Source organism: Vibrio sp. 10N.261.46.A3 (genome assembly GCF_041472995.1).
Classification (GTDB): Bacteria; Pseudomonadota; Gammaproteobacteria; order Enterobacterales; family Vibrionaceae; genus Vibrio; species Vibrio coralliirubri.
In genome coordinates this window covers 1-305 of record NZ_JBFRRH010000112.1, presented here as the reverse complement: position 1 = coordinate 305, position 305 = coordinate 1, and the positions used below count along the sequence as shown (strand labels likewise).

The following is a 305-nucleotide window of genomic DNA, read 5'->3' as shown; positions in this document are numbered from 1 at the left end:
ATCTTTGATATTGACCGACAAGGCGCGGTTCTAGCTTGGTATGACTGCAATCTACCACCGCCACATTGGTCTACTAAGACTCCTGAGAACGCACACGGTCATCTTAGCTACCGCTTGAAAGTGTCGGTATGTACTTCTGATATGGCTCACCTTGAGCCGATGAAGTACCTAGCTGCCATTGAATCAGCCATGACTGAGAAGTTACAAGCTGATCGAGGTTTTTCAGGTCTATTAACTAAAAACCCGTTACATAGTCACTGGCAAACTGAATTTTGGACAGAGCACGAATACACGCTAGATGAACT

1 protein-coding gene is annotated in these 305 nt (G+C 45.2%); it reads left to right on the top strand.

The features are described 5' to 3' along the window. Positions 1–305: replication initiation protein (locus AB4484_RS22515; protein ID WP_372080499.1), on the top strand; the 305-nt coding region annotated here is incomplete at both ends.